Below are 21,969 nucleotides of genomic sequence, written 5' to 3' on the forward strand. Positions count from 1 at the left end.
ATGTTCTCCGTACTCAGTGCTTCAAATTTAAATGATCAGATCAGTATACCGTTATTCGCTGATACGGCGATAGACAGTTGGTGTGCTTTCCGGTGCTTTATCGGCAAGTTTAATTGCCGCTTTCACCGCTTTCGCCGCTTCCTGCCAGCTGTTTTCGTCTTTCGCGTGGATAACCGCCAGCGGACGCTGACCGTCTACCTGGTCGCCCAGACGCGCCATATCAGTAAAGCCGACGCTGTAATCGATGGTGTCAGATGCCTGACGGCGACCGCCGCCCATTGCAACCACTGCCATTCCCAGCGCGCGGGTATCCATTTCACTGACAAAACCTTCGGTATCAGCATAGACTGCTTTCGTCAGCATCGCTGTCGGTAGATACTTCGCGTAGTTCTCAACGAAGTCAGTCGGGCCTTTTTGTGCCGCTACCATACGACCAAAGACTTCTGCCGCTTTACCGTTGTCCAGCACCGCCTGCAATTTCGCGCGCGCTTCGGCGTCATCTTTCGCCAGTTTGCCGGAGGTAAGCATCTCCACACACAACGCCATCGTGACATCAAACAGACGCGGGTTACGGTACTCACCTGTCAGGAACTGCACCGCTTCACGTACTTCAACCGCGTTACCGGCACTGGAGGCCAGCACCTGATTCATGTCGGTGAGTAGCGCGGTGGTGCGCACGCCAGCGCCGTTAGCCACGCCAACAATCGCTTCGGCAAGGGCTTCAGAGAGTTCGTAGGTCGGCATAAATGCACCGCTACCGACTTTCACGTCCATCACCAGTGCATCCAGACCTTCCGCCAGTTTCTTCGCCAGGATCGAGGCAGTGATCAGCGGGATGGAATCCACGGTTGCGGTAATATCGCGGGTCGCGTAGAAACGTTTATCCGCCGGAGCCAGTGAACTGGTCTGGCCAATAATCGCCACGCCGACGTCTTTAATAATTTCGCGGAAACGGTTGTCATCCGGGAAAATGTCGAAGCCAGGGATGGATTCCAGTTTGTCGAGCGTACCGCCAGTATGGCCGAGGCCGCGACCGGAGATCATCGGAATATAGCCACCGCAGGCAGCGACCATTGGCCCCAACATCAGCGAAGTCACATCGCCGACGCCGCCGGTCGAGTGTTTATCAACAATCGGGCCATTCAGATGCAGGCTTTTCCAGTCGAGAACGGTTCCTGAATCTCGCATCGCCATCGTCAGCGAGACACGCTCCGGCATTGTCATATCGTGGAAGAAAATGGTCATCGCGAGGGCGGCAATCTGCCCTTCGGAGATAGTGTTGTCGCGAATGCCGTTGATAAAGAAGCGAATTTCTTCATCGCTCAGCGCATGACCATCACGTTTTTTACGAATAATTTCTTGTGCGAGAAACAAGGTAACCTCCCGTGGAATAAGTTTGAAGGCGTTGTTGCCAGATGGCGGATGTTGTTATTGCCTGATGCGATGCTGACGCATCTTACAAGGCCTACACGGCACTCGACCCGTAGGCCGGATAAGGCGTTCGCGCCGCATCCGGCATCACTGCTGACTGCCTGATGCGACGCTGACGCGTCTTATCAGGCCTACTGGGGGCATCCGGCATCCACCCTCTGGCAAAAGGCAGCTTAGTAGCTGCTGGCGCTCTTACCGTCGCCGTGGCCCAGCGCTTTCAGCAAGCTTGCCAGCAGGCTGGAAGCACCAAAGCGGTAGTGACGCGCATCTGCCCAGTCAGCACCGAACAGTTCATCTGCAATCGCGAGATATTTCTGCGCATCTTCCGCAGTACGCACGCCGCCCGCAGGTTTGAAACCAACGGTTTTCTCTACGCCCATATCACGGATCACTTCCATCATGATGCGCGCGCTTTCCGGCGTCGCGTTCACTGCTACTTTACCGGTAGAGGTTTTGATGAAATCAGCACCCGCTTTAATGGAGATTTCAGACGCTTTGCGGATCAGCGCTTCGTCTTTCAGTTCGCCGGTTTCGATGATCACTTTCAGCAGTACATTCGCTGCCGCGCAAGCCTCTTTACAGGCTTTCACCAGGTCAAAACCTACCTGCTCGTTACCCGCCATCAGCGCACGGTACGGGAACACCACATCAACTTCATCGGCACCGTAGGCGATTGCCGCGCGAGTTTCGGCCAGCGCGATTTCGATATCGTCGTTACCGTGTGGGAAGTTGGTTACCGTAGCGATACGGATTTCCGGGGTACCCTGCTCTTTCAGCGTTTTGCGAGCAATCGGGATAAAGCGAGGATAGATACAGATAGCGGCGGTATTACCGACCGGAGTTTTGGCCTGATGACACAGAGCGATCACTTTCTCGTCGGTATCGTCGTCATTCAGGGTGGTCAGGTCCATCAATTTCAGTGCACGCAGGCTGCTTGCTTTCAGATCAGTCATTTCATTCTCCTGGCTTGTCGCCAATAAAATTCACCTTGCGAGTTTGTTAGTATTCTAACATCGACTCCGCAACACACTTCGATATACATCACAATTAAGGAAATCTACTTACAAAATTGCATTACTGTAATGCGATCTGGTTCAAATAATTCACTTTCAAATGAATGCGTCAGTGGTGGCAAACGCATCAGGATCAATGTGAACATCACGAAACTTCTTACAATGGCGCATCACCTTCGGCATAAAAAGGAACAGAAGATGCCCACTTCTCATGAAAATGCACTGCAACAACGTTGCCAGCAAATTGTCACCAGTCCGGTACTTAGCCCGGAGCAGAAGCGCCATTTTCTGGCGCTGGAAGCAGAAAACAATCTGCCTTACCCACAGCTTCCTGCCGAAGCCCGCCGCGCGCTGGATGAAGGTGTAATCTGCGATATGTTTGAAGGTCATGCGCCGTATAAACCGCGCTATGTCTTACCCGATTACGCCCGTTTTTTGGCCAACGGTTCCGAATGGCTGGAGCTGGAAGGCGCAAAAGATCTTGATGACGCACTCTCTCTGCTGACCATTCTTTACCACCACGTTCCTTCGGTCACATCGATGCCGGTCTACCTGGGGCAACTGGATGCGTTGTTGCAACCGTATGTTAGAATTCTAACACAAGACGAGATCGATATTCGAATAAAACGTTTCTGGCGTTACCTCGACAGAACCCTGCCAGACGCCTTTATGCACGCCAATATTGGCCCATCTGATTCACCCATTACCCGTGCGATTTTACGCGCAGACGCAGAGCTGAAGCAGGTTTCACCGAACCTGACTTTTATCTACGATCCTGAAATCACCCCTGATGACCTGCTGCTGGAAGTGGCGAAAAACATCTGTGAATGTAGCAAACCGCACATCGCCAACGGTCCCGTGCATGATAAAATTTTCACAAAAGGGAGCTACGGGATTGTGAGCTGTTACAACTCACTGCCGTTAGCGGGTGGTGGCAGTACGCTGGTACGCCTCAACCTGAAAGCCATTGCCGAGCGCAGTGAATCGCTGGATGATTTCTTTACGCGCACTCTACCGCACTACTGCCAGCAGCAGATCGCCATCATCGATGCGCGGTGTGAATTCCTCTATCAACAATCACACTTCTTTGAGAATAGCTTCCTGGTGAAAGAAGGGCTGATTAACCCTGAACGTTTTGTGCCAATGTTTGGCATGTATGGGCTGGCGGAAGCGGTTAACTTGCTGTGTGAAAAAGAAGGAGTTGCCGCGCGTTACGGTAAAGAAGCCGCCGCAAATGAAGTGGGTTATCGCATTAGCGCGCAACTGGCGGAGTTTGTCGCCAATACCCCCGTGAAATATGGCTGGCAAAAACGCGCCATGTTACACGCACAGTCGGGGATAAGTTCCGATATCGGCACCACGCCGGGCGCGCGTTTGCCGTATGGCGATGAGCCAGATCCGATCACCCATCTGCAAACTGTCGCCCCGCATCATGCTTATTATTATTCCGGCATCAGCGACATTTTGACGCTCGACGAAACCATCAAACGTAATCCGCAGGCGCTGGTACAGCTTTGCCTCGGTGCCTTTAAAGCCGGAATGCGTGAATTTACCGCCAATGTCAGCGGTAACGATCTGGTTCGCGTTACCGGTTATATGGTGCGTTTGTCGGATCTGGAAAAATATCGTGCCGAAGGCTCACGTACCAACACCACCTGGCTGGGAGAAGAAGCCGCACGCAACACTCGTATTCTGGAACGCCAGCCGCGCGTTATAAGCCATGAACAGCAGATGCGCTTTAGTCAGTAAGATTATCCCCTTCTCCTGCGTTGACGGGCCAGGCAGTCGTCTGGCTCTGTTTTTACAGGGCTGTAATCTGCGCTGCAAAAACTGTCACAATCCGTGGACAATGGGGCGCTGTAATGATTGCGGGGAGTGCGTGCCACAGTGTCCGCATCAGGCGTTGCAGATTGTTAACAGCAAAGTAGTGTGGAACGCAGCCGTCTGCGAGCAGTGTGATACCTGCCTGAAGATGTGTCCACAACACGCTACGCCGATGGCGCAATCCATGAACGTGGACGAGGTGCTTAGTCACGTCCGCAAAGCGGTGCTGTTTATTGAAGGGATAACGGTAAGCGGCGGTGAAGCCACGACCCAGTTGCCGTTTGTGGTGGCGCTGTTTACTGCTATCAAAAATGATCCACAACTGTGTCATCTCACCTGTCTGGTGGACAGTAACGGCATGTTGAGCGAAACCGGCTGGGAAAAATTACTCCCGGTGTGCGACGGCGCGATGCTCGATCTCAAAGCGTGGGGAAGCGAATGTCATCAACAGCTAACCGGACGCGATAATCAGCAGATTAAGCGCAGCATCTGTTTGCTTGCAGAGCGCGGTAAGCTGGCGGAACTGCGTTTGCTGGTAATCCCTGGCCAGGTGGATTATTTGCAACACATCGAAGAACTGGCGGCGTTTATCAAGGGACTTGGCGATGTTCCGGTACGCCTGAACGCGTTTCATGCCCACGGCGTGTATGGCGAGGCGCAAAGCTGGGCGAGCGCCACGCAGGAAGACGTTGAGCAGTTGGCTGATGCGTTACGGGAGCGCGGGGTGAGCCGGTTGATATTTCCGGCGCTGTATTTGTGACATGCCGGATGCGGCCTACGGTTCGGCACAGACTTGTAGGCATGATAAGACGCGTCAAGCGTCGCATCAGGCATTGTGCGCCAACTGCCGGATGCGGCGTGAACGCCTTATCCGGCCTACGGTTCGGCACAGACTTGTAGGCATGATAAGACGCGTCAGCGTCGCATCAGGCATTGTGCGTCGACTGCCGGATGCGGCGTGAACGCCTTATCCGGCTTACGAAGGGCAAACTACCCACGAACGTTAAACACCGCATACGTGTTATTAAGCAACACTTCGGCAATCTCATCCGCGGGTTCCGGGCGTAACTCGCATAGCACGGCAAACACACGGGCGGCCTGCTCCGGGTGATTAGGCTGCCCCTGAAAACCATTGAGCGGCATATCCGGCGCGTCGGTTTCCAGCAACAACGATGCCAGCGGCAGCTTTGCGATGACATCGCGGGTTTTACTGGCGCGTGGATAGGTGATAGTACCGCCTACGCCAATTTTGTAGCCCAGCTGCACAAACCGTTCGGCCTGTTGCAGGCTGCCAGAAAAACCATGAACCACACCAGTGCGTGGCAAATTTTGGCGTTTAAGATGCATCGCCAGTTTGTCGTGCGTGCGCCGTGAATGAAGGATCACCGGCAGATCGTAGCGTTTCGCCAGTTTCAGTTGTTCATCAAGCAACCACTGCTGCCTCTCAAATTGCGGATCGTCACCAAAGAGATCCAGGCCGATCTCCCCCACCGCCACCACCTTCGTCGGACGTCTTCCCAACGCCTGCTGTAACTGATCCAGCGATGCATCGTTATGTTTTTCCAACATCCCCGGATGCAACCCTAAAGCGGCATACAGCGGTTGATAATTTTCCGCTAACGCCTGCACGCGGGCAAAATTTGCCGCCTCGGTGGCCGGAACAATGATCTTGCCTACGCCCGCTTGTGCCGCGCGTTGCAGGCTGGCCTCTTCATCGCCACTAAACGGCGGGAAATCAAAATGGCAGTGGGTGTCGATAAAACGGCAAATCAAGCCAAATCCTCATTGTTAAATGTCGGGTCGTTCGCCTGTGGAGCGTCTATCACCTCGGTAACCAGCGTATCGTTGGCGACGGGTGCAGGCGGAATAACGATCGACTCCGGCGTCACCACCGGCACCAGATGGCGGCTCAGCGGCGCTTTTTCAGTCAATAACTTACCGACCGTTGCCAGAAAATAACGCCCGCATAAACGCCCAAGTTTATAGTCTTCACGCAGCGCCGGAATCCGACTGCCGAGCGCGATACTATGTAATGGCTTCGGCGGATAAATTTCGAATATCCGCAGCTTGCCCGGTGGTTTCTCAATAAATTGCTGAATCTCACGATAGCTGGTTTCATGATGCTGCACCAGATTGACCAGCGGCTGCAGGCTACTGTCACCCAGCCAGCGTTCCATGCGTTTGAACCACTGCGGCGTGTAGTACATTTGCGACGGCACGGTGCGGATGACGACCAACGTTTTAGCGCCCTGCCTTGCCGCCTCTTTAACCGGGATCGCATCACTGATCCCGCCATCCAGGTAATTAATGCCTTCCAGCGACACTCCGCTACGATAAAAGCCAGGTATCGCACTGGAGGCGCGAATCACATCCAGCCAGTTTTGTTTGGTTGGTAAAAAGTAATTCGGCGCGTAGTCATCCTGACGACAGGCGCACATATAAAACGATTTGCCGCTGTCAAACAATCGCGCTGCGGTGTCCATTTGCAACGGCATCTGGCTTGCGGTGGCCTCCACCAGCCAGTCGAGATCGATAAGATTTCCTCCACGGACAAAGCGCAATGGATCGAAAAATTCGCGTTTTGTGGTGTAACGCATGATGACTTTGCGCGCGTAACCGGGCTGATTGCAGATATACGCCGAGAGGTTCTGCGCCCCGGCAGATGTGCCAAGATAAAGATCGAAAGGATTAAACTGCGCGCGCATAAACTCATCCAGCACGCCAGCTGTGAAAATTCCACGCTGTCCGCCGCCTTCGCACACCAGAGCAATCCGTCCAGGCTGGAACGGCCTTAGCGACAACGGCGCAATATTACCAAGCGTTACAGGTATTCGCTGCCCCACCTCTGCCTTCCTGTTTTTGTTGTGAAAGAATGACAAAGTAACGCAATTTATTATTCGCTAAAACCGCAAAAGCCAGTCCGTTGGACTGGCTTTGGATAAAATTTTCTTAATGGTCTGAAATCTAGGGTCGTTTTCGGCCCATGAACAAACTCACCAGGAACAGAATAATCCCGACGACAAAGACAATTTTAGCTGCGCCTGCAGCAGTACCGGCCAGACCACCAAACCCAAGTGCGGCGGCGATTAACGCGATAACCAGAAATATGATGCCCCAACGAAACATAAGCGTCTCCTTTACCATAGTTAATGTCACCGCTTGATATGAGCGTGAAAATCACTCAATGCGATATTTTTAGTGTGGTGCACATCGCGCCTCCCGACAAAGTTCGGGAGGACGAATTACGACGAATTACTTAGTTTTCAGATCATTTTTAACGCTTTTCACACCATCTACCGCTTTGGCGATACTTTCAGCACGGTCACTTTGTGCCTGAGAATCTACGGTACCGGAGAGCTGAACCACACCATCGGTAGTTTCAACTTTCACTTTACGTGAAGGGACGATATCGTCCGCCAGCAGCTTGGCTTTGATTTCACTGGTGGTGGCGGTGTCACCCGCGTAGCCCTTCACAGAACCTTCTTTAGCGTCGCGAACGTGCAGTTTGTCGCTGACAGAGGTCACGCCTTCAACGCCTTTCGCCACTTTCACTGCCTCTTCGGCCTGGGCCTGGCTTTCAACGAAACCGCTCAGGGTCACGACTTTTTGATCGGTTTTGACAGAGATATCGGTGCTCTTGATGTTGTCATGATCCACCAGGGCCGCCTTCACTTTCGCGGTGATGGCGCTGTCATCCATGAAATTACCGACTTTATTCATAGAGCTATCGACTTTTTGCCCTGCGCTTTCATTGGTAGTCTGCGCGTTGTTTTCTGCGTAGGCAGAGCCGGTCGCGACGACAGAGGTCAACATTACAGCCAGCAGAGTTTTCGAAATCTTCAGTCTTGTCATAGTCATCGATTTATTCCTGTATGTTTGCTCGTAATTTGAGCCTGGCAACACGAGGTTGCATTGCTGAATAGGGAGAGGCTTCACCCTCTACAGAAGTCAATGGTCGCCATCACAAAAGCGATGGGTGATAAATAACGACCATTACAGCCTCTGAATCAGTTATTAATATCGGTAGAATGACAATCGACGGCTTTAGATACTGATATCTACGCATTGAACGGTATTTAACGCCGTCAGAAATGTCATTACTTTGTTAAATATAGATCACAATTTTGAAACCGCTCGGGATATCCCCTAAAACATAAGCAAAAGTGAATGTTTTAAGAACATTCCGTAAGCGGCTAATAAGGAAGGGAAATTGACAGGGCGCAGCGGCTACCGCGCCCTGGAGGCAAGAATTAATGCTCGCGAGTCTGGTGGAACTGAACGTCCGGATAACGTTCCTGCGCCAGGCGCAGGTTGACCATGCTGGTAGCGATGTAAGCGAGGTTATCGCCGCCATCAAGCGCCAGTTGGCTTTCGTTCTTACGCTTGAACTCTTCGAATTTCTTCGCGTCCGCACATTCTACCCAGCGTGCAGTGGCAACGTTGACTGACTCATACACTGCTTCAACGTTGTATTCGCTCTTCAAGCGCGCTACCACCACATCAAACTGCAGCACACCAACCGCACCAACGATCAGATCGTTGTTGGAGATCGGACGGAACACCTGCACCGCGCCCTCTTCGGAAAGCTGTACCAGCCCTTTGAGCAGCTGTTTTTGCTTCAGCGGATCTTTCAGGCGGATACGACGGAACAGTTCCGGCGCAAAGTTCGGGATACCGGTGAACTTCATCATCTCCCCCTGGGTAAAGGTGTCGCCGATCTGAATAGTGCCGTGGTTGTGCAGACCAAGGATGTCGCCCGGATACGCTTCTTCAACATGCGAACGGTCGCCCGCCATAAAGGTCAGCGCGTCGGAGATCACCACATCTTTCGCGGTGCGCACCTGGCGCAGCTTCATACCTTTTTCATATTTACCAGATACCACACGCATAAACGCCACGCGGTCGCGGTGTTTCGGGTCCATGTTGGCCTGAATTTTAAATACGAAGCCGGTAAATTTATCTTCGCTCGCCTCTACGGTACGGGTATCAGTCTGACGCGGCATCGGCGCAGGTGCCCACTCTACCAGGCCATCCAGCATATGATCGACGCCGAAGTTACCCAGCGCAGTACCAAAGAACACTGGAGTAATTTCGCCCGCAAGGAACAATTCTTTGTCGAACTCGTTAGACGCGCCTTTCACCAGTTCCAGTTCGTCACGCAGCTGCTGTGCCAGATCTTCACCAACCGCAGCATCGAGATCCGGGTTATTCAGCCCTTTAACAATACGGACTTCCTGAATGGTGTGACCTTTACCGCTCTGGTAGAGATAGGTTTCGTCTTTATAAAGGTGGTAAACGCCTTTAAACAGCTTGCCGCAGCCAATCGGCCAGGTGATCGGTGCGCAGCCGATTTTCAGCTCGTTCTCAACTTCATCGAGCAGCTCCATCGGGTCGCGGATATCACGGTCAAGTTTGTTCATAAAGGTGAGGATCGGCGTGTCGCGCAGACGGGTAACTTCCATCAGCTTGCGGGTACGATCTTCAACACCTTTTGCGGCGTCGATAACCATCAGGCAGCAGTCCACCGCCGTCAGAGTACGATAGGTATCTTCCGAGAAGTCTTCGTGCCCCGGGGTGTCGAGCAGGTTAACCAGGCAGTCGTGATACGGAAACTGCATCACAGACGTAGTAATGGAGATCCCACGCTGCTTTTCCATCTCCATCCAGTCCGACTTAGCGTGCTGGTTGGAACCACGGCCTTTTACTGTACCGGCGGTCTGAATGGCCTGTCCGAACAGCAGCACCTTCTCGGTGATGGTCGTTTTACCGGCGTCCGGGTGAGAAATAATTGCAAAGGTTCTTCTTTTCGCTACCTCTGCGGCCAAAAGGCTTGTCATAATTGTTGTCTCTTTGATTATGTACAATCATATGTACAAAGAAAAATTCATGCCGCTGATTGTACATTTTGGAGGTATCAGAGCATAGCAGAACATGATCAGTAGGTGTATTTGTAGCCAAAGAACATTTGTACATGCAGCAATCTTTGCTCTATTGACACTGTTTATTCATACAGTTAAAAATAACACTGTATACAAACACAGTGTAGAGGGATTTTTATGCGTATTGAGATCTTCATAGCCAAAGAGAAAATGACTAAAATGCCAAACGGTGCTGTGGATGCGTTAAAGGAAGAATTAACTCGACGCATCAGTAAGCGTTATGACGATGTAGAGGTGATCGTAAAAGCCACCAGCAACGATGGCCTTTCTGTTACGCGCACCGCCGATAAAGATTCAGCTAAAACTTTTGTTCAGGAAACTCTGAAAGATACCTGGGAGTCTGCTGACGAGTGGTTTGTTCACTAATTAGCACGTAAAATCAGTAACGGCTGGAAATCATTCAATACTCGCACTATCGGAAGTTCACCAGCCAACCGCAGCACGTTCTTGCATACGACGTGCCTGCGGTTTCAACTCCCGCCAGCCCACCAATCATGATTGGGCGGTGTACAACACAAACAAAAACAGGATGTTAGAGGTCTCAGCAGGACACCGACCAGACGGTGAAGTGACAAAAAGATACGCAAGGGAGCCGCGGCTCCCTACTGAAATATTATGACTTTAAGTGAATTTTTACTTCTTATTGCTACACTAGTTGACATAAAATTATACCGCCTTTCAATATAATCGCTCAAAGCAGTTGAAAATTTGTTCTTTAAGCCCCATATTCATTAAACACCAAATACTGTGGATAAAAATTTTCCAATAAGCTAGGATTTGTCCCAATTTATGGGTACCAGCTGGAAACGAACAAACAATGAACTCAAACGTTGCTAGTATTTATAGTGCTGCTAATGTTAACAGTAATGATTTAGCTTTAGAGTTGTACTGGAAAATCCAAGAAGTCTCTGCATGGTTTGTGAAACATGTAAACGCAAAATCGGTTGAGCAACTACGCGACTTTAACCCGTCATTCGCTGAAATTGCCGATCTTTCTGACGCCACTGCAGATATCATTACGAAGTTGCTTCAAGTCGGTGTTTGGGACGATGAAAGAGTTATGGCAAATGCCCGCCAAGCAGTGCTTTTAATGCGCCAAGTCGCAGAAGCGATCGAGCGTGGCGATAACGACAGTATTCAAGACGGAGCCAACCGCTTATCAGCAATGGCATTCGTTTAACTTAGTCAACTTAAAAAGTGAGTTTTACCTAGCTAGGTAAGTCAGGAGCCAATATGATGAATAAAATTGAAGCACGCCGCATTGCGCTGTTGCGAGAAGCCATCAAAAACGTTGATAAAATCAAAGAAATTCAAACATTTATCGATCAAGAGCTAAAGGCTATGAATCGAAAAGCTGCATAAAGTAAAAAAACCCGGCAAAGCCGGGTTTTTTATTACCATCCTTTTACACTTTCGGCAGAACAGTTGACCACCATTCTGAAAGAACGTATTTCCCTTAGGGCGAGGATTAATGAGTTCCGCGCTTTTAGCATCTCCGGATACCTCACGTACGCCTTAACCCTCTGCCGCAGAGTCCGTATTCTGAGAGGCTCGCCAACGGTAAGCAAAGGCAAAAAGCGTCAGATCCAGCTCGAAGGTCTCGTGCATTCCATCCACGGACACGGAGGTACCCAGTAATCCCTTCCGAACCAGGGACTCCACACCAGTTTGCGGATCATCAAGCCGGTTCATTTGTCCCCATGTCATCACAGCACCGCCGAATGCTACAAAGTGCTGTACCACGTTTTTTTCACTGTCCGTAAGTGAATCATAAAGTGCGGCCAACTGCTGCCTTGAAGCAGCTTTTCCTTTCTGGGCAAGAAGACGCTGATGCCATCCTCCGGCAATGATCTTGACGATCGGGAATGGAATAATAAATGCGAACAGCGTCAGGACATAGTCGTGAAGGAGCAGATAACAGCTCATTCCGGCAAGTCCCGCGACAAATATGGCGACATTAATGCCGAAATCTTTCTCCGTATAAACCCTGTCGAACAGTTTTCCAAGAAATTCAGTCATTGATTTACTCCCTACATGCTATGTCGCACCGCCCCAAATCAAAAGAGCGAATGGTTCAGTGTCGGCAGTATTCCCAATGATTAGCCAACATGCGCCCGGCATCATACCAGTTTTCAGTCAACACCAAGCCGGCAATAAGAGAGAACTCCTGATCCATCATGGCAATCAGATCTCCAAACAACACTGACAGAAATTCCTGGATGAAGTTGCTTTTCGATTTACCGGCTACGCTGACCTAAGTGGTGTCGCCGTATTTATCAGTTTATTAACAGCCCCTCATAGCCCAGTACCTGTGAACATTGCTCAGTCCCTAGACAAACCGCTGTGTGGTGACGGTCTTCCGGCCATTCGGTTCCCACTGTATTGAAGCATGCCAGGCTATTTCAATATCGCTATGCCGTGGCATCATTTAACCCCTTGTAATTCATCGTCATAACTGTAGTAATGTTTTCCGCTTCAGGGAAAAAATAGCATCCAACCGCAGCACGTTCTTGCATACGACGTGCTGCGGCATAATCCCAATGATTACTCCCTGACAGGGTTCGTAGGCCACTCAATATCAGGTGCAGTTGATGTATCAACACGGTTCAGCAACACCCGATACTTCTTCCAGGCTTCCAGCAACGAGTTTTCTTCCTCCGTTGCGATCTCCAGATCTACAGCATCCTGAAGCGGCGCAATATGCTCACTGGCTACCTGCATCAGGCTGTTTTTTGTTTCTTCCGCCTCCCGGATCCGGAACAGTTTTTCTGCTTCTGCATCTTTCACCCAGGCTGTGCCGTTCCACTTCTGATATTCCCCTTCCGGCGACAACCAGGTAACATTTTCCGGTAATGGGCCAAGTTCAGAAATAAATAACGCGTCGCCGGAAGCCACGTCATAGACGGTTTTACCCCGATGGTCTTCAACGAGATGCCACGATGCCTCATCACTGTTGAAAACAGCCACAAAGCCAGCCGGAATATCTGGCGGTGCAATATCGGTACTGTTTGCTGGCAGACCTGTATGAGGTGGAATGTATGCATCACCTTCACCAATAAATTCATTAGTTCCGGCCAGCAGATTATAAATTGTTATGGTCCGTGGTTGTTCACTCATTCTGAAATCCATGTTTTCACCTCTACTTAATATCAGAGACAGAATATTGTTTATTGAGCGTATGGGTGTGAGCACCAATAACGATGCTGCTTCCGTGGCTGTGTGCGCCAGAGGTGAGATTGCCTACGGGATTTTCTGGATTAAACCGGTGTGTATGCGAATCAGGGCGAGAGCGATTATTAGTCAGCACGTCATCAGCCTGATGCACATGGCTAATACAGACCTGCCCGGAACGTGAGCAATACGTCCGGTAATCGCCGCATCCAATATATTTAGTATCCGCATAACGGCAAACAGAATTACCCGGACAGTATGCATATGTGCCAAATACTGCCGACTGGCGGGAGTGTGCGTATTCCCAGTTAATTGATTCTGTTTTCTTATTAAAGTTATCCCATGCCTGCTTCATTTGCCGGGCAACGCTTTCAAACGGCACCTGACCACATCCGGCCCCCATTGCAGGGAATACCACCGTCTTTATTTTCCTGTCTGTCGTTGCATTTTTATTGTGCTGAAAGATGGCAAGTAAAGCGGCCCACGTGGCGTTATATACAGCGTCTGTTCCGTCAATTGTCAGTGGAACACGCATGGTTGGCGCGTGTACCAGCCAGGGGTGATGATTATTCCCCGTTTCAATAACAAATGCAGAACCTACAGGCTGTTCGCCTAAATATTCACGAAGAATATGATTCTGAACGCGGGACTGTAACTGAGTACCGAAGAATGCGGTAATGGCGGCATCAACACCGCCATCCATCAGGCCGAAACTATTTGCCGCACTTACCATGCAGTCAAATTCTCTGATTGTTTCAAATGGCTTTCCGACAATATTCACATTATCTGCGTTTGCAAATACCCGATTAAATGCTTCAGCCATTTCTGTTACTGGTGCAGAAAGAATGAGCGTAATCATGCAAGCCTCACAATATAGTTAAATGCGATGTTTTTGACGGTGTTTTCCGCGTTACCCGCAGCGTTAACGGTGATGGTGTGTCCATGTGAACCAATCGCAACGGAGTGCGTGTGTGCACCAATACCGACAGTATGTGCGTGAGCACCTGCAGATGCAGCTGTGCCGCTGACACTATGAGTGTGCGCTCCTGCAGCACTTGTATTCACACTGGCCGCAGACACTACCTTATGTACAGACCCATTTTGTGACCACTGGGTGACTGCTGATGCACCTGTGACACTATGAGTATGGTTTCCGGCACTTGCGGCTGTACCGCTCACACTGTGCGTATGCGCCCCGGTGTTATTCGTGGATTTAGTGCCGTAATCAAACGACGATGTGGTTTTCGTCCCCAAATCCGTACTGGATGCGCTGGCGCTGTGGGTGTGCGATTTAATGCCGTCCTGTTCCTGAGACAATACGGCCCGACCACTGGCAGGTTTGCCCTTAATCGTCCAGCCACGCATATCAGGGATCACGCCTGACGGATAAGCGACTGCAAGTTTCGGGTATGCAGATTTGTCAAAAGTCTGCCCCTGCATCAGAGCATAACCAGACGGAACGGTATCTGATGGCCACGGAACGGGAGCTCCTGCAGGAAAGGGCGAACTCTCTTCCAGCCCGAGGTATTCACGAACTTCTGCAGCTGAGTTTTTTGCCAGAATATCCCTGCCAGTCTGAGTCAGTTCTGTCAGGCTGGCGGCATCATTTTCCGTAAAATACGGTAATTTATTTTTCGCCGTGGTAAGCCCTGCCAGCGCAGTTAACGTTGCGTCAAGAGGCTGTTTCCCGGCCAGCGCATTTATCATTGTTGTCGCAAAGTTAGGGTCATTGCCAAGTGCTGCCGCAAGCTCATTAAGGGTATCAAGGGCTTCTGGTGATGAACCGGCCAATGCGGATATAGCAGCCCGTACGTAAGCAGTCGTAGCAATCTGCGTATTGTTTGTGCCCTGTGATGCCGTCGGCGCGGTCGGCGTTCCTGTCAGATTCGGACTTTCAGCCGGCGCTTTTTTGTTCGTCTCATCCATGACGGCCTTAACGGCGCATGGGGTCGCAGCAAGTGTTTCAGATGTACTGTCGGTCGCACTGCTGAGCTGCACTATCCCCTTTCTCGTCGTACTCGCATCTTCAAGCGCCACGGCGGATGCAATATCCTCTGCCCGTTTTGCCGCTGTCTCGGCGCGCGTTGCTGCAGATTCCGCCGTACTCTTGCTCTGAGCTGCCGCTGTCGCACTACCAGCTGCCTCTGTCGCCTTCGTGGATGCCGTCGTGGCGCTGCCCCTCGCTGCTGACGCCTGTCTGGTCGCCTCATCTTTTGAAGCAGACGCAGATGATGCCGATGATGCCGCCGAACTGGCGGACGATGCAGCTGCCGTTTCTGAGGATTCTGCACGGGTTTCCGACGCTTTCGCGTTCGTCTCGGATGTCTTCGCGGCAGAAGCAGACCTCGCTGCTGCAGTTGCCTGTTCAGTGGCTTCGCCGGCCTTCGTTGTAGCTGTTGAAGCAGACGAAGCAGCACTTTCTGCCGATTTTCCGGCGGCGGTGGCACTGGCTTCGGCATTCGTTTCTGATGTTTTCGCCGCACCGGCACTGGTGGCCGCCGCGCTTTTTGAGGACTCTGCAGCGGCAGCACTTTTTTCCGCTTCAGTGGCCTTTGCTGATGCCGTTCCTTCGCTGGAAGACGCTGACTGAGCCGACGACGCGGCCTGTCCGGCTGACGTGCTGGCTGCGCGTGCTGAATCTGCAGCATCAGTCGCATGGGTTGCCGCCTCACGGGCTGATGTGCCGGCATCGCCGGCTGACTTTTTCGCGGCTGCCGTGTTCTGTACCACCGCGGACGCGTTACGCGCCACCTCTTCCACCATCAGTTCAAAACGGCGCAGAGCCTCCGGACGGGCATCATCCTCCGTCATTGCACCGAGAAAATCATTCAGCGTACCGGGTCGGGAATCTTCATACACGGTGATGGTCCCGGCATGTGACGGCGGGAATCCTTCCACCAACAGAATAACGCTGTACTGACCGTACTCAACGTCCATGCTGTAACGCCCGGCTTCATCCGGATTTTCTGAGGCCAGCGTGTTCACCACCACCGTGGTGCTGTTACGTTTTGCTTTCAGCTGGATTGTGCAGTTCTGTACCGGTTTTCCTGTGCCGTCTTTCAGTACACCTGAAATCTTTACTGCCATATTCACCCCACAAAAAAGCCCGCCTGAACCGGCGGGCTGTCATAACACTGTGTTACCTGGCTAATCAGAACTTATAACCGACACCCACGATGAAACCGTCAGTGCGCCAGTCGCCACTGCCGGAGCCTTCATAAGCAATATCAATGGCCACGGATTCGGTCGGGTTAAACTGCACGCCAGCCCCCCACGCCAGAGACGTGTTGCTGTGGCGACCGTCATCACTTCCGGTCAGCACATCGTGCGTTTTCCCCTTGTTGTCAGTTACGCGGAGATAATCCCCGGAGAAAGTCGACACACGGCTGTAAGCCACACCCGCCATCGCATACGCGCTGAACCATTCATTCACGCGTACAGACGGCCCCGCCATCACGCTGAACCAGCGGTTACGCACGGAATCTTCATGCCAGCGGGTATCGCTGTAACGGGTAAGCTGGCGATTCTTGTCTCCTGCATAGCTGAATGACGTCACCAGCCCCAGCGTGTCCGTAAACTCATAACGGTATTTCACGTTAATCCCGTTCAGATCATCGCTGCCGGAAACGTTCGTCGAGGCATGAAGATAGCCCGCGCTCAGCGTGGACTGATGTTCAGACGCCCATGCAGGCGCACCGGATACGGCCAGACAGATGGCTGCGGACAAAATGGCGGCATAAAGTTTACGCATAATTACCTCTCGCTTTTCTGCAATAAAAAAGGCGTCATTTCTGACGCCCGTTCTGGGTTATAAAATTCAGCTGATACTGATACCTGCTGTGGATTTTTTCATCACCACAACCAGCAGATCGCTGATACTGGTTGTTGGTGTCCAGTTATTCGCTCCTGATGAAGATACGGTGAATGTCAGTGTCAGCGTCCCCTGTCCGGCAGGCATATCTATAACTGAGGAAAATACGCCCTGAGCATCCGTCGTGGACTGATTAAAAATCTCCTGACCATTGCGGGTCACTCTTAACCGGCAGGTTGAATACCAGTATGACTGTTGGTTATTACTGTTGAAATTCTCATGCTTACCACCGCGGAATAACACTGGCGGTATCATGACCTGCCGGTCAAATTTCTGATCATCACTGATTCTTACCGTGATGGTGCCACTGGCATAACTGTTCGTGCGGGGGAAAGACTTGCTGACCGTTTTGACAATATCGCCTTCAATCTGATTGGCTGACAGTTTCCCCTTAATCTGACAGTTCTCATTAATCGTGACGTTGTTGAGCGTCCCGGAGTTCGCATTCACACTGCCACTGATATCCGCATTTTTAGCAGTCAGCTTTCCGTCCGGTGTCAGGGAAAATGCCGGTGGATTTCCACCGCTGGTAATGGTGGGGGCCGTCAGGCGCTTCAGGAACACGTCGTTCATGAATATCTGGTTGCCCTGCGCCACAAACATCGGCGTTTCATTCCCGTTTGCCGGGTCAATAAACGCGATACGATTGGCGGCAACCAGAAACTGGCTCAGTTTGCCTTCCTCCGTGTCCTCCATACTGAGGCCAATACCCGCGACATAATGTTTGCCGTCTTTGGTCTGCTCAATTTTGACAGCCCACATGGCATTCCATTTATCGTTGGCATCCTTCCACTCTTTCGAAAACTCATCCAGTCTGCTGGCGTTATCCTCCGTCAGATCGACTTTTTCCAGCAGCTCTTTACCGAGATGGGATTCGGTTATCTTGCCTTTGAAAAAATCCAGGTAACCTTCCGCATCATCGCTCGCCCGACCGACGGACTCCACGAATGCCGATTTGCCAACGGTGTTCACACTGCGGATATAAAAGTAATAATCATGGCCCGGTTTGATATTGATACTGGCGGCTATCCAGTACAGCCCCGTGCCAAGGTAGCGGGCTGTGGTTTCAACCTGCCTGATATCGGTAATCCGCGTTTCCGAGAACCAGAACTCAAATTGTACCGTCGGATCATAAACCGCAAGATGCGGCGTGGCGGTTATCTGAAAATAGCCCGGTGTCAGCTCAATCCGAGACGGCGCTGCCGGTGCGGCAATCCGGAACGATACCGATGCCGGATCGCCCTGCTGTCCCCACGCATTTACCGCCCGGACAGTCAGCCTGTAGTTCCCCAGCGCCAGTTGCGTGAAGCGGTATGTGGTTTCCGTCGTCCTTGCCGTACTGACCAGCCGCTCACTGCCATCGTCCGCTGCCACGGTCAGGCGAAGCAGGAAGCTCACCCCCTTCACCACCTTCGGCGTGTCCCAGCGCGCCAGCACCTGATATTCCCCGCTGTCTGCGGTGACTTCGGCAGTCAGGTGCTGCACCGCGGGCGGCGTGACGCCATTCACCGTGCCGCTCAGGTCGCCGTCAAAGTGCGCCCCGTTATCCACGATGGCTTCTTTTTCGGGTACATGCTGCACGGCGGTAATGGCATACGTGCCGTCGTCGTTCTCACGGATACTCACGCAGCGGAACAGGCGCTGGCGCAACGTCGGCAACTTCAGCCCCCATACGCTGTATCCGGCAACGCCGTCAGGAACACGGCTCACTTTTACCTTCACGCCGTCGGTGACGGACTGGACCTCCACGCTGACCGGATTGCCACTTCCGTCAACCAGGCTTATCAGCGTGGTACCGGAGGATGGCAGCGTGATTTCACGGTCGAGCGTCAGCGTCCGGGTCTGGCTGTTCACCGCCAGCACGCGCCCGCCGGTGCTGATCCCCGCATAGTCATCATCGCAGATTTCAATAACATCACCCGGCACATGGCGAAGCCCTTCGGCACCCACGCTGAAATCCACGGTCTGCGTCTCCAGCAGCTCCGTTTTAATCAGCCACAGCCCGGCGCGGTGTGCCTGCCCCCGGCTGGTACAGCCAAAGGCATCCATCTTCGTGACGTTACGACCGTAACGGGCAATGGCCTGCGTGTCCTCCACAAGCTCTGTCGCCGTCTCCCAGCCGTTATCCGGGTCAATCCAGTTCACCTCAACGGCATTATGGCGGTCCTTGAGGGCGCTGAAGCTGTAGCGGAACGGCGCGCCATCATCCGGCATCACCACATTACTGCGGTTATAGGTCCACACCTTATCCGACGGTCGGTCCTGCACGAACGTCAGCGTCTGCCCGTTCCATACCGGCATACAGCGCATCGCCGAGCAGAAATCGCTGAGAACATCCCACGCCTTACGCTGTGTGGTCAGGTAGGCATTACAGGTGATGCGCGGCTCCGTGCCGCCAAAGCCGTCCGGCACTGACTGGTCGCAGTACTGGCCGATGACATACAGCGCCCATTTATCCACATCCGCCGCACCAAGACGTTTCCCCATGCCGTAGCGCGGATGGATCAGCATATCCCACAGACACCAGGCCATGTTGTTGCTGTATGCCGGTTTAAACGTTCCGTCCCAGATACCGCTGTATTGCCGCGTCTGCGGGTTATAATTCGACGGCACCTGCAGAATACGCCCGCGCAGATGATAATTACGGCTCACCTGCTGGCTGCCGAACTGCTCCGAGTCCACCTGCACGCCGACCAGTGCCGTGTTCGGGTAGCACTGTTTCACATCGATAATTTCGGTGTATGACGACCAGAGCGTTTTGTTCTGCAGCTGGTCTGTGGTGCTGTCCGGCGTCATCCTGCGCATCCGGATACTGAACGGGCGCGGCGGCAGGTTATCCACCACCACCGAGGCCAGATACTGTGAAGTGGTTTTACCCTTAATGGTGATGTCCTTTTCCGTCACCCAGCCACCGTTACGTTGTATCTGAACCAGCAGGCGGACTTCCGATGGATTCCTGTCCCCCTTTGAGGTGGTTTCCACCAGTGCCTGCACGCCGAAAGTAAAACGCAGACGGTCAATGTTTGCCGACGTGATGGTCCGGGTGATCGGCGTGTCATATTTCACTTCTGTACCGAGCACCGTCTCGGAGCCGGAGGATTCAAATCCCTCCGGCGGTGTCTGCTCCTGCTCACCGGCCCGGAACACCACCGTGACGCCGGATATATTGGTATTCCCCTCACTGTCCAGCACCGGCGTACTGTTCAGCAGCACGCTTTTTAATCCATCCACCGGACCTTCAACCGGCCCTTCGCTGATGGCATCGATCACACTCAGCAGCTGCGTGGACTTCAGGTTGTCCTTCGCTTCGCGCGGGGTATGCCCCTTACTGCCGCCTTTACCCATTCGTCATGCTCCATAAACGATAAAACCGCCCGGAGGCGGTTTCACATAAAACATTTTGCATCAGCGACCAATCACCACAACCTGACCACCATCCCCTTCGTCTGCCGTGCTGATCTCCTGAGAAACCACGCGTGACCCCACGCGCATTTCACCGTACAGAACCGGCAGAACATTGCCCTGGGCAACCATGTTATCCAGTGAGGAGAAATAGGTGTTTTGTTTGCCGTTATCCGTTGTCTGTGTACGGGGAGTTCTGGCTTTCGGTGCCAGCATTTGCGCCACACCACCGAGCACCATACTGGCACCGAGAGAAAACAGGATGCCGGTCATACCACCGGCCCCAATGGCTGCCCCCCATGCTGCAAGGGTGGCTCCCGCGGTAAAGAATGATCCGGCAATGGCGGCAGCCCCCAGGACAATCTGGAATACGCCACCTGACTTGGCCCCGGCGACTCTGGGAACAATATGAATCACAGCGCCATCAGGCAGAGTATCATGTAACTGCGCCGTTAACCCGGACGTGCTGACGTCCCGCCCGGCAATCCGTACCTGATACCAGCCGTCGCTCAGTTTCTGACGAAACGCCGGGAGCTGTGTGGCCAGTGCGCGGATGGCTTCAGCCCCCGTTTTCACACGAAGGTCGATGCGGCGGCCAAATCGTTGCAAATCCCCGTAAAGGCAGATGCGCGCCATGCCCGGTGACGCCAGAGGGAGTGTGTGCGTCGCTGCCATTTGTCGGTATACCTCTCTCGTTTGCTCAGTTGTTCAGGAATATGGTGCAGCAGCTCGCCATCACCACAGTAAATGGCGGCATGATTCGGCACCGATGAACCAAAACAGCACAGCAGCACATCGCCCGGTTGTGCTGATGACAACGGCACCTGATACAACCCTGTAGCCTCCAGATTATCCAGATAGAGATTCTGACCGTGACGCCACCAGTCATCCTCGCGATGAAAATCCGGCATCTCAATCCCCGCCAGATGATAAGCATCCCGGAACAGCGTGTAACAGTCCGTCACCCCGTGCTCAAAGCGCCGCCCGGTGAGATGCGGCACACAGCGGAACTTATGAATCGTCCCCCGGCAGACCAGCCACCACGGCAAATCACTCTGCACCTGCAGCCGCCGGTCAGCCTCACTCAGCCAGGGCAGACCACCGGGGTGGCTGTGGACCAGCGCCACAATCTCACCCTGCATTTCTGCCTGCAGCCAGTCTTCCGGCGACATACGGAAATACGCCTCCGGCTCACCGGAGATATTCACGCAGGGGAAATATCTTTCCCCCTCCGGCGTGCTTACCACGAAGCCGCACGACTCCGCTGGCGCACATCGCCGGGCGTGCGCCAGAATTGCTGATTCTGTCTGTGTCATGG

20 protein-coding genes and 1 pseudogene are annotated in these 21,969 nt (G+C 52.7%); 6 read left to right on the top strand and 15 right to left on the bottom strand.

Annotated elements, in window-relative coordinates; genetic code table 11:
- Positions 1-51: 51 nt before the first annotated feature.
- Positions 52-1,374 (bottom strand): thymidine phosphorylase, encoded by a 1,323-nt coding sequence (gene deoA, locus AABJ99_RS20010; RefSeq protein ID WP_000477829.1) that lies wholly within the window; start codon positions 1,372-1,374, stop codon positions 52-54.
- A gap of 230 nt (positions 1,375-1,604) precedes the next feature.
- Positions 1,605-2,384, bottom strand: coding sequence for a deoxyribose-phosphate aldolase (deoC, locus tag AABJ99_RS20015; protein ID WP_001295412.1), 780 nt, complete (start codon positions 2,382-2,384; stop codon positions 1,605-1,607).
- Between the two features lie 258 nt (positions 2,385-2,642).
- Here deoC and yjjI point away from each other — a divergent pair, with 258 nt between their 5' ends.
- Complete coding sequence (yjjI, locus tag AABJ99_RS20020) at positions 2,643-4,193, top strand: YjjI family glycine radical enzyme (protein WP_039020381.1); 1,551 nt, start codon at positions 2,643-2,645, stop codon at positions 4,191-4,193.
- Positions 4,165-5,028, top strand: coding sequence for a YjjW family glycine radical enzyme activase (gene yjjW / locus AABJ99_RS20025; protein ID WP_039020382.1), 864 nt, complete (start codon positions 4,165-4,167; stop codon positions 5,026-5,028). The genes yjjI and yjjW overlap by 29 nt, the downstream gene beginning before the upstream one ends.
- Before the next feature lie 230 nt (positions 5,029-5,258).
- Here the strand turns inward: yjjW and yjjV are convergent, their stop codons facing one another.
- The 5 genes from yjjV to prfC form a co-directional block, all read right to left on the bottom strand.
- Entirely contained in the window at positions 5,259-6,041 is a 783-nt protein-coding gene (yjjV, locus tag AABJ99_RS20030; protein WP_039020383.1) for a metal-dependent hydrolase, read from the bottom strand.
- Positions 6,038-7,111 carry a patatin-like phospholipase family protein gene (yjjU, locus tag AABJ99_RS20035; protein WP_039020384.1) on the bottom strand — a complete coding sequence of 358 codons (1,074 nt, stop codon included), beginning with the start codon at positions 7,109-7,111 and terminating at the stop codon, positions 6,038-6,040. The genes yjjV and yjjU overlap by 4 nt, the downstream gene beginning before the upstream one ends.
- 121 nt (positions 7,112-7,232) lie before the next feature.
- Positions 7,233-7,394, bottom strand: a complete 162-nt coding sequence (gene ytjA / locus AABJ99_RS20040) for a DUF1328 domain-containing protein (RefSeq protein WP_000490275.1) — start codon at positions 7,392-7,394, stop codon at positions 7,233-7,235.
- Positions 7,395-7,520: 126 nt separating this feature from the next.
- Positions 7,521-8,126, bottom strand: coding sequence for a molecular chaperone OsmY (gene osmY, locus AABJ99_RS20045; protein ID WP_039020385.1), 606 nt, complete (start codon positions 8,124-8,126; stop codon positions 7,521-7,523).
- Between the two features lie 392 nt (positions 8,127-8,518).
- A complete protein-coding gene (prfC, locus tag AABJ99_RS20050; RefSeq protein WP_000202563.1) occupies positions 8,519-10,105 on the bottom strand; it encodes a peptide chain release factor 3 in 1,587 nt (528 codons plus the stop codon).
- 219 nt (positions 10,106-10,324) lie between these two features.
- Here prfC and AABJ99_RS20055 point away from each other — a divergent pair, with 219 nt between their 5' ends.
- The 3 genes from AABJ99_RS20055 (at position 10,325) to AABJ99_RS20065 (ending at position 11,569) form a co-directional block, all read left to right on the top strand.
- Positions 10,325-10,573, top strand: coding sequence for a DinI-like family protein (locus AABJ99_RS20055; RefSeq protein WP_021545883.1), 249 nt, complete (start codon positions 10,325-10,327; stop codon positions 10,571-10,573).
- A 451-nt stretch (positions 10,574-11,024) separates the two neighbouring features.
- Positions 11,025-11,387: a hypothetical protein gene (locus AABJ99_RS20060; RefSeq protein WP_001682005.1), complete on the top strand. Its 363-nt coding sequence runs from the start codon at positions 11,025-11,027 to the stop codon at positions 11,385-11,387.
- Between the two features lie 53 nt (positions 11,388-11,440).
- Positions 11,441-11,569: a hypothetical protein gene (locus AABJ99_RS20065; protein WP_001378645.1), complete on the top strand. Its 129-nt coding sequence runs from the start codon at positions 11,441-11,443 to the stop codon at positions 11,567-11,569.
- Positions 11,570-11,722: 153 nt separating this feature from the next.
- Here the strand turns inward: AABJ99_RS20065 and AABJ99_RS20070 are convergent, their stop codons facing one another.
- Entirely contained in the window at positions 11,723-12,226 is a 504-nt protein-coding gene (locus AABJ99_RS20070) for a hypothetical protein (protein WP_029402452.1), read from the bottom strand.
- 298 nt (positions 12,227-12,524) lie between these two features.
- On the opposite strand from AABJ99_RS20070, the pseudogene AABJ99_RS25050 reads away from it, so the two are divergent.
- Positions 12,525-12,590 (top strand): annotated as a pseudogene (locus AABJ99_RS25050) (hypothetical protein); the annotation flags it as partial.
- A 161-nt stretch (positions 12,591-12,751) separates the two neighbouring features.
- On the opposite strand, the gene AABJ99_RS20085 reads toward AABJ99_RS25050, so the two are convergent.
- The 7 genes from AABJ99_RS20085 to AABJ99_RS20115 all read right to left on the bottom strand — a co-directional run bounded on the left by AABJ99_RS20085 (position 12,752) and on the right by AABJ99_RS20115 (position 21,967).
- Complete coding sequence (locus tag AABJ99_RS20085) at positions 12,752-13,336, bottom strand: tail fiber assembly protein (RefSeq protein WP_338387414.1); 585 nt, start codon at positions 13,334-13,336, stop codon at positions 12,752-12,754.
- 10 nt (positions 13,337-13,346) lie between these two features.
- On the bottom strand, positions 13,347-14,237 hold the full coding sequence (locus AABJ99_RS20090; RefSeq protein WP_338387415.1) for a macro domain-containing protein: 891 nt from the start codon (positions 14,235-14,237) through the stop codon (positions 13,347-13,349).
- Positions 14,234-16,465, bottom strand: a complete 2,232-nt coding sequence (locus AABJ99_RS20095; protein WP_338387416.1) for a prophage tail fiber N-terminal domain-containing protein — start codon at positions 16,463-16,465, stop codon at positions 14,234-14,236. The genes AABJ99_RS20090 and AABJ99_RS20095 overlap by 4 nt, the downstream gene beginning before the upstream one ends.
- 64 nt (positions 16,466-16,529) lie before the next feature.
- Positions 16,530-17,129 (bottom strand): Ail/Lom family outer membrane beta-barrel protein, encoded by a 600-nt coding sequence (locus AABJ99_RS20100; RefSeq protein WP_032315106.1) that lies wholly within the window; start codon positions 17,127-17,129, stop codon positions 16,530-16,532.
- Positions 17,130-17,195: 66 nt separating this feature from the next.
- Complete coding sequence (gene gpJ / locus AABJ99_RS20105) at positions 17,196-20,594, bottom strand: phage attachment tail tip protein J (RefSeq protein WP_338387417.1); 3,399 nt, start codon at positions 20,592-20,594, stop codon at positions 17,196-17,198.
- Between the two features lie 60 nt (positions 20,595-20,654).
- Positions 20,655-21,227, bottom strand: a complete 573-nt coding sequence (locus AABJ99_RS20110) for a tail assembly protein (RefSeq protein WP_000847660.1) — start codon at positions 21,225-21,227, stop codon at positions 20,655-20,657.
- Positions 21,224-21,967: a C40 family peptidase gene (locus AABJ99_RS20115; RefSeq protein WP_000194779.1), complete on the bottom strand. Its 744-nt coding sequence runs from the start codon at positions 21,965-21,967 to the stop codon at positions 21,224-21,226. Before AABJ99_RS20115 ends, AABJ99_RS20110 begins: the two co-directional genes overlap by 4 nt.
- Positions 21,968-21,969: the final 2 nt, after the last annotated feature.

Source organism: Escherichia coli, from assembly GCF_036503815.1.
Classification (GTDB): Bacteria; Pseudomonadota; Gammaproteobacteria; order Enterobacterales; family Enterobacteriaceae; genus Escherichia; species Escherichia coli_F.